Origin of the sequence: Bradyrhizobium sp. (genome assembly GCF_035273305.1) — a bacterium.
Lineage (GTDB): Bacteria > Pseudomonadota > Alphaproteobacteria > Rhizobiales > Xanthobacteraceae > Bradyrhizobium.
Window position 1 is genome coordinate 1 of record NZ_DATEPI010000225.1, and the last position, 8,199, is coordinate 8,199.

The 8,199-nt window shown below is 59.9% G+C and carries 8 protein-coding genes; all 8 read right to left on the reverse strand.

Annotation, left to right across the window (positions count from 1 at the left end; translation table 11 throughout):
* Positions 1 to 1,207, reverse strand: a 1,207-nt coding sequence (locus VJV58_RS15340) for a HAMP domain-containing protein (protein ID WP_324138216.1), incomplete at its 3' end; no start/stop codon positions are given.
* A 343-nt stretch (positions 1,208 to 1,550) separates the two neighbouring features.
* Positions 1,551 to 2,393 carry an MlaD family protein gene (locus tag VJV58_RS15345; RefSeq protein ID WP_324138217.1) on the reverse strand — a complete coding sequence of 281 codons (843 nt, stop codon included), beginning with the start codon at positions 2,391 to 2,393 and terminating at the stop codon, positions 1,551 to 1,553.
* 43 nt (positions 2,394 to 2,436) lie between these two features.
* On the reverse strand, positions 2,437 to 3,159 hold the full coding sequence (locus tag VJV58_RS15350; RefSeq protein ID WP_324138218.1) for an ABC transporter ATP-binding protein: 723 nt from the start codon (positions 3,157 to 3,159) through the stop codon (positions 2,437 to 2,439).
* Positions 3,156 to 3,905, reverse strand: coding sequence for an ABC transporter ATP-binding protein (locus tag VJV58_RS15355; protein ID WP_324138219.1), 750 nt, complete (start codon positions 3,903 to 3,905; stop codon positions 3,156 to 3,158). Before VJV58_RS15355 ends, VJV58_RS15350 begins: the two co-directional genes overlap by 4 nt.
* Positions 3,902 to 4,855 carry a branched-chain amino acid ABC transporter permease gene (locus VJV58_RS15360; RefSeq protein ID WP_324138220.1) on the reverse strand — a complete coding sequence of 318 codons (954 nt, stop codon included), beginning with the start codon at positions 4,853 to 4,855 and terminating at the stop codon, positions 3,902 to 3,904. The genes VJV58_RS15355 and VJV58_RS15360 overlap by 4 nt, the downstream gene beginning before the upstream one ends.
* Positions 4,852 to 5,721 carry a branched-chain amino acid ABC transporter permease gene (locus VJV58_RS15365; protein ID WP_324138221.1) on the reverse strand — a complete coding sequence of 290 codons (870 nt, stop codon included), beginning with the start codon at positions 5,719 to 5,721 and terminating at the stop codon, positions 4,852 to 4,854. Before VJV58_RS15365 ends, VJV58_RS15360 begins: the two co-directional genes overlap by 4 nt.
* 80 nt (positions 5,722 to 5,801) lie before the next feature.
* Positions 5,802 to 7,064 (reverse strand): ABC transporter substrate-binding protein, encoded by a 1,263-nt coding sequence (locus VJV58_RS15370; protein ID WP_324138222.1) that lies wholly within the window; start codon positions 7,062 to 7,064, stop codon positions 5,802 to 5,804.
* Between the two features lie 91 nt (positions 7,065 to 7,155).
* Positions 7,156 to 8,199, reverse strand: a 1,044-nt coding sequence (locus tag VJV58_RS15375; protein ID WP_324138223.1) for an ABC transporter substrate-binding protein, incomplete at its 5' end; no start/stop codon positions are given.

Consider the following 8,199-nt stretch of genomic DNA (forward strand, 5'->3'; position numbering starts at 1 on the left):
TGTTGCGCACCTGCGCGGTGAGGTTTGACGCCATGGAGTTGACCGACTCGGTCAGATCCTTCCACACGCCCGACACTTCGCGGACCTGCGCCTGGCCGCCGAGCTTGCCTTCGGTGCCGACCTCGCGCGCCACGCGCGTCACTTCGGAAGCAAATGAATTGAGCTGGTCCACCATCGTGTTGATGGTGTCCTTGAGCTCGAGGATTTCACCGCGCACGTCCACCGTGATCTTGCGCGACAGGTCGCCGCGCGCCACCGCGGTGGTGACGTTTGCGATGTTGCGGACTTGCGCGGTGAGATTGCCGCACATGGCATTGACGGAGTCGGTGAGATCCTTCCAGGTGCCGGCGACGCCGGGCACGATCGCTTGGCCGCCGAGCTTACCGTCGGTGCCGACCTCCCGTGCGACACGGGTGACTTCGGACGCGAACGAACGCAGCTGATCCACCATCGTGTTGATGGCTTCCTTCAACTGCAGGATCTCGCCGCGAACGTCCACGGTGATTTTCTTGGAGAGGTCGCCGTTGGCGACCGCAATCGTTACCTCGGCGATATTGCGAACCTGGCCGGTGAGATTGTTGGCCATGGAATTGACGCTCTCGGTGAGGTCCTTCCAGACGCCAGTTACCTCGGGCACTTGCGCCTGACCGCCGAGCTTGCCCTCGGTTCCCACCTCGCGCGCCACGCGAGTCACCTCGGAGGTGAATACGCTGAGCTGCTTGATCATGGTGTTGACGATGGTGGCCGATTGCAAAAATTCGCCGCCCAGCGGACGACCGTCGACATCGAGCTGGACAGTTTGCAACAGATCGCCCTGAGCGACAGCCGCGACCGCCCGGGTCACTTCACGCGTGGGCCAGAGCAGATCATCGATGAGGGTATTGACCGAACCTTCCATATCGGCCCATGAGCCACTGGCAAGCCCGAACTTGACGCGCTGACGGGTTTTTCCTTCGCGGCCGACAACCTGACCGACGCGCTCCAGCTGCTGCGCCATTCGCTCGTTCGCGGCGACAATTTCATTGAAGGTGTCGGCAATCTTCCCTTCGATCCCGAGATGGTCGCCGGTCATTCGGACCGAGAAATCTCCGCTTCGCATCGCTTGCAGCGCGTGCAGCAACTCCTGCGAAGGGTCCGGCTTTCCGTTGCTATAGGATTTGTTCTTGTTGCGCCGCCGCGGTGCAGCGCTTGAGCCGAGATCACTCATAAATTCCCCCCTTAAGCAGAAAGGCGCGCTCAAATAATGAGCACCGACGACCCGATCTCTGCTGCATCAGACCGTGCCGGTGATTTCGAAGCAAGTGAAATAGGCGAGTTCTTCCAGACGTTTAGGTTCCCGGAACCTTAGCGAATCGGAACAATTCCGATCGGGAACTTTGGTTCCATTGCTTCGAACAATATTTCCGTCGCGGCGCGGGCGGACGAGTTCCAAGCTCGGACCCTTAGAAGCTTCTCCTCGAACGGGGACGAGCTCGGCGCCAGCCTCTGTCAACTCCCGCTCAACCCGCCCTCGATTGAAGCCGCCGAGGGCCTTCAGCCAGAGAAATCCGCTAGTTCCGCTTTGAGTTGGACCTCCTCGGCGCCGGGGGGCTGGCGGTGCCTGCGGCTTGCGGGTCAAACTTTCGCGTCACCTTGATGGCGGCCTGGCTGATATCAAGCAGCGAGCGCCGTCCTTCGTCCATCACGGCACCGGATTTCATGTTGAAGCTTTCCGCCAATTCGCGAATTGATCTAATCCTTTCAAACAACTCATCGGCCGCGCCGCCCGCCAAGCTTGGCACGGCATCATCGATCCTGCCGATCGCGCTATCGATGCCGCTAAAAGCATTATCGGCCTTGCGCATGATGGTTTCGATCGCTTCGCCTTTGCTCGCCAATGATGCGGTGTAGGTTTCGAAGGAGAGCAGCGCATCTTTCACCAGCGCCTGATTGCCAACCAGGATGCGGTCGACATCGTGCAGGGAGTCACGGATCGACTGGATCTCGCTGACATCGGCCCTCAGCACGGGCATGCCGTCCTCGTCCAGAGGCACCGATGGCGCGCTGGCTGCCCCGCCGGTCAGCGATATCGCAGCGATGCCGGTCAGGCCCTGAAACTCCAGTCCAACTATTGTGTCCTTGCGGATCGGCGCGCTGCTATCAACCATGGCCAGGGCCACGACCTTGCGCGGGTTGTCCAGTTTAAGGGATTGGATCGTGCCAATCTGGACGCCCGCGAAGTTCACGCTGCCGCCCTTGCGCAGGCCGCTTGCGGAGCCTTCGAACACGATCCGAAGTGGCGCTTGCTGGCGCATTCCACTGATCTTCTGGAAGCCAAGCGTGCCCAGGAGAGCGCCGGCGACAACCGTGAGCGCCGTGAATCCGATGATCAGATTGCTAGCTCGTGCCTTCATTTCAGAATCCGGCTTCGATATGACTGGCACGCTGTTGCGAGCTTTACGTGATCGTCCATTCCTCGGCGCTGGCCCCGGCAAGCGCCCGCACCCGCGCGTCGTCGGCGGCAAGCTCTTTCGCAGTTCCGGAATAGACCACGATACCGTCATCGAGCACATAGGCATCGTCGGCAATTTCCAGGCTCATTCGCGCATTCTGCTCCACCAGCAGAACCGAAATGCCCTCGGCCTTCATCTGCTTAATGATGCGAAACACTTCTCGCACGATCAGCGGCGCCAGTCCTTGCGAAGGTTCATCGAGGATCAATAGCCTCGGATTAAGCAGCAGGGCGCGTCCGATCGAGAGCATCTCCTGTTCGCCGCCGGAGAGTTGGCGGCCGCGGTTGAACCTGCGCTCTTCGAGGCGCGGGAACAGCTTGTAGATCCGCTCGACCGTCCAAGGCCCGCTGCGTTCGAGTGGAACTTTCAGGTTCTCGTCGACGCTGAGATTGGCAAAGATGCGCCGACCCTCCGGAACGTAGCCGACACCCCGAGCGGCTATGCGAAAGGTGGACCAGCGCGTGGTGTCCTCGCCAAAGATCGTGATGGCACCTTCGCGCGCCGGCGTCAGGCCGATCAGGCTTCGCAGTGTGGTGGTCTTGCCCGCGCCGTTGCGTCCAAGCAGCGCGGTGATCTTGCCTTCGGCCACGCTGAGGCTGACCCCATGCAGGATGTGGCTCTTGCCGTAGTAGGTGTGGAGATCTTTGGCTGTGAGCGCTGCGGTCATGCGGCATTGCCCAGATAGGCGGCTTGAACGATCTCGTTTGCGGCGATCTCCTGCGGAGTGCCTTGCGCCAGCATTTGCCCCCGATCGAGCACGCATATTCTATCCGCAAGATGAAATACCACGCGCATGTCGTGTTCAATCAGCACGATCGTGTAGTTGCTGTCGCGGTGCAGGCGGCGGATCAGCTGCGTGATCTGGTAGGTTTCCTGATCTCCCATTCCGGCCGTCGGCTCATCGAGCAGCAGCAGATGCGGCCTCAGCGCCAGCGCCATCGCGATCTCGGCAGCGCGCTGATCGCCATGCGAGAGTTCGCCAACCAATCTGTTCGCTTTTGCTGCCAGCGAAACCAGTTGGAGTGTCTCTTCGACCTGAGAATGGATTTGGGCGGCTTCCGAACGGTTGATCCAGGGCCGCAGCCGGTAGCCTCCGGCGACTTCCGCGGCGATGCGAACGTTTTGAAACACGGTGAGCTCGGGGAAAATTTCGGTAATCTGAAAAGTCCGCGCCATGCCCAGCGTGACCCGCTCATGCGTGGCAAGCCGGGTAATGTCGCGGCCGTCGAAAGCAATGGATCCCGCGGTCGGCGGGAAGAAGCCGCTTATCAGGTTGAAGAAGGTGGTTTTGCCGGCCCCGTTCGGCCCGATGATCGCGCACAACTCTCCCTTGCCGACCTCAAGGGATACATCGCGCACTGCGACCAGATTTCCGAATCTCTTGGTCACGTTTTTGATTTCCAGAACGTTCATGCCTTGCTCCGTTGGATGAAGCCAAGCAGCCCGCGCGGGAAGAACAGGACCACCAGCACAAAGAGCAGGCCAACGAATGACATCCAGTTCACCGTGACGCTCGACAAATAATCCTGCAGCACAACGAACACAGCAGCGCCGAGCAGCGGGCCCCAAAAGCTGCGCATTCCGCCCATCACCGCCATCATGACGAAATCGCCGGATTGACTATAATGTAGTCCTCTTGGGTCGGCGAAGTTGTTGACCAGTGCATAAAGCGCGCCAGCGAATCCCATAAAGAAACAGGAGAGCGTGAACGCGATCCAGATGTGACGCTCCACCGGGATGCCGAGAAAACGGGAGCGGCGCTCGTTCTCTCGAATCGCAATCATGGTGCGACCGAACGGAGAGCGCAGGATGTACCCCATCACGCCGACCATCAGGGCGAAGCAAAACAGGACGAAATAATAGAAGTTGTTGGCATTGGACAGAATGTCGATCTGGAACAAGCCGAAATCGATCGGCTGGCGCGAGAAACCGCGCAGGCCGTCGTCGCCGCCGGTTAGCGAACTCCACTGAAAGGCGATGTAATAGAACACCTGGCCGAACGCGATCGTCACCATGGCAAAGTAGACCCCCCGCCGTCGCACGATCAGTGCGCCGAGGAGCGCGCCGCAGACACCGCCCAGCAGCATTCCTAAAACCAGCGCCAATGGCGTGCTCGGCGCCAGGAACTTCAGCGTCAGGCCCGCGCCGTAAGCACCCAGACCAAAATAGGCGGCGTGCCCGAATGACAGCACACCGGTAAAGCCAAGCAGGAAGTTTAGGGACATCGCCGCCAGCCCGAGCACCAGCACTCTTGTGGCTAGCGCGGTATAGCCGCCAAGCGGCAGCATCCAGAACGGGGCAAACAGCAAGACCGCCCAGATCGCGGTCAGCGTGATCAGCTTTCGGCTTTGCGCGGAGTTCAAGTCATCATTCCTTCTTCCCCGAACAATCCGCGCGGACGCAACAGCAGGACCACTGCCATCAAGACGTAGATCACGGCCTCGCTGGCGGCCGGCAGGAATACCGCCGTCAAGCCCGAGGCCACCCCAATCAGCAATCCGCCGACCAGCGTCCCGGGCAGGCTACCGATGCCGCCGACGATAATGGCGATGAAGCTCGGCATCAGCAGGCCGGTGCCCATGGTCGGCTCGAGACCAAGCTGTCCCGCGGCCAGAACGCCGCTGAGGCCTGCGAGAAAGATGCCGACCGCGAAATTAAGCGAGCGCAGCATTTGCACGTTGATGCCGAGCGCCGCGACGGTTTCTAGGTCAAGCGTGCCGGCGCGGATGCGAACCCCGAGCCGCGTATAGCGCAGCAGCACGAACAACAGCGCCACCGCAATCATCACCACCGCCACCATGAACAGCCGATAGCCGGTGATGAAGAACAAGTCGTTGCTCAGCGGTTGCGCCAGAAATGGTGGAATCGTTACCGGCTTGCCTTGCGGTCCCCATATGAAGCGCGTGCCATCCTCAATCATGAATGCGAGCCCGAAAGTCAAAAGCAGGCTATAGAGCGGATCGCGTCCGTAAAGCGGCCGGATTAGCACGCGCTCGACAATAAGTCCGATGATGGCGGTCAACGGCGGAGCCAGCAACAGTGCGCCCCAGAAGCCGATATAGGGCGTGATGGTGTAGGCAATATAGCCGCCGATCACCAGAAACCCGCCATGAGCGAAATTGATGACGTTGCTCAAATTGAGAATGAGTGAGAGGCCGAGCGCCATCAGCACATAAAACGCGCCGATGATCAGGCCATTGGTGACGTTAAACAGAAGGAGCTGCGTCATAATTCACCGAAGGCAAAGCAAATGAACGTGACCCGGGAGGCAGCCTCCCGGGTCCAACAATAAAGACTCACTGTACTACACTACGACGGCCACTGCACCGTGCAGCCGGTTTCGCTGACCGGCGGCGCGGTTTTGTCGCCCGCCACAACCTCGTCCACCTTGAACAGGTCCTCGGGATCATCCTTGCCTTTTGATTGGGCCTCGCCGACGAAGGCCGACGTCATCAATTGATGATCGCCTTTGCGGTAATATACCTTGTTCGGCTGCAGCTTGACGTCGTCAGGCAGCTCGAAATTCTCGAGTGCCGCGGCAAGCTTGACGGCTTCGGTGGTTTTCTGTGCATTCGCGATCAGCGCAAAGCTCATCGCCGAGGTGTAGCCGAACCAATGGCGCGCGGTCGGCACCTTGCCGTTGTTCACCTTGCGGATATCGGCGACGAATTTATCAACTCCCGCAACACCCGGTTGCTTCCAGTACCATTCGAACATCCAGACGCCGACACGCGCTTCGGGCGGCAGCCCCGCCAATGACTCCAGTTCCTGCTGTGTTCCTGCGACATGGATCTGCTTGTTCAGGCCGAACTGCACCACCTGCTTGAGGCAGTTGATCATGTCGGAGCCCTGTACCAGCAAGATCAGCACGTCAGGATTGGCGGCCCGCGCCTTGATCAAATAGGCGGAGAAATCGGTTGTGCCGAGCGGGGTCAGCTCGTTGCCGGTGACGGTGCCACCGAGTTTCTTCAGGTCATCGGTGCATGCGTCATAAAGGGTGTGGCCGAAAGCGTAATCAGGCGTGATGAAATGCCATTTCTTGCCGTACTTGGTGAACAGCACGTTCGAAACCGAATTGGCTTCCATTCGCGTGGTGTTGCAGACCCGGAACACATTCCACTTGCAATCCTTGCCGGTAATCGAATCGGTATGTCCGCCCGAGACGATGTGCAGGATTTTCTTCTCGGCGGTGACCTGGGCGATCGCAGCCGCGATGCCGGAATTGACATCGCCGATCATGAAGTTGACCTGGTCGCGTTCGATCAGCTTTCGCGCCTTCTGCACGCCGGTGCCGACATCATTGGCCGAATCTTCTACGAGCAGCTCGACCTGACGTCCGAGAATGCCACCCTTGGCGTTCATCTGCTCGACCGCGAGCTTGGCGCCCATCACCTCGTTGCCGGCCGGCGCGGCGTAAACCCCCGTGAGTGGATCGACCATGCCCATCCGGATCGGCGTTTCACCACGAGCCTGTATGATAAATGGCGAGGCCGCCTGAAAGGTGCCGAGCGCGGCTGCGCCCTTGATCAGCGTACGGCGATTGAGATGGTGATTGAAAATCGATGAGCTCATATTCTCTCCACTAATTTTCGCTGCGTTTCTTGTTCGAATAATGCTTGGCCTGATGCACGGAAGCAGCAGGCGAAACGTTATTGGTTTGCGACTAGGCCGGCCATTTAACCTTGCAGCCAGTGTCAGCTGCCGGCCCGGCAGCCTTTTCACCGGGGACGGGAGTTTTCACCGTAAACATGTTATCCGGATCGCCCTTGGGCGGGTGCGCCTCGCCGACGAACACCGTACTCATCAATTCGTGGTCGCCGGCGCGGTATTCCGGCGCGCCGGGCTGCAAAGCTACCTCGGGCGGCAGCTTGAAACCGGAAAGCGCATGGGCGAGCTTCGGCGCGTCCAGAGTCTTCTCCTGATTCGCAATCAGTGCCAAAGTCTGCACCGAGGCATAACCGAACCAGTTGCGCGCGGTAGCGGCGTTGCCTGTGATCTTCTTGATGGAGGCGTTGAATTCCGCAACGTGCGGAACGCCGGGTTGATCCCACCACCATTCCATCGTCCACCATCCGACCCGCGCGCCATCGGGTACCGCGCGGAGACTCTCCAGTTCGAACAGAGTGCCGCCGACCGCCATCTGCTTGTCGAGGCCGAACTGGACGAATTGCTTGAGGCTCGAGACCTGGTCACCGCCGCCCATGACGTTGATCAGCACTTGCGGCCCGTAGGCCTTGGCCTGGATCAGGTAGGATGAGTAGTCCGGGGTGCCGAGCGGAACGAGGGAGCCGGCGGATGTGCCGCCCGCGGCTTTGAGGAGCTTTTCGAAGCCCGCCTGTACCGAGTGGCCATACGCGTAGTCCGGGGTCAGGAAGTACCACTTCTTGCCGAACTTCTCCATCAGCGTGGTGGCGATGGCGTTGGCGTCCATCGTGGTGGAGTTGCAAACCCTAAACACGTTCCAGGAGCAGTTCGTACCCGTGATCGGGTCGGTGTGGCCGCCGGAGACGATGTGGAGCACCTTCTTTTCGCTGGTGACCTGTGCCATCGCGATTGCAATGCCGGAATTGACGTCGCCGATGATGAAGCTCACCTGATCGCGCTCGATCAGCTTGCGCGTCTTCTGGACGCCAGTGCCGACGTCGTTTGCCGAGTCTTCGATCAAGAGCTCAACCGGCCGGCCCAGAATGCCGCCCTTCTTGTTAAT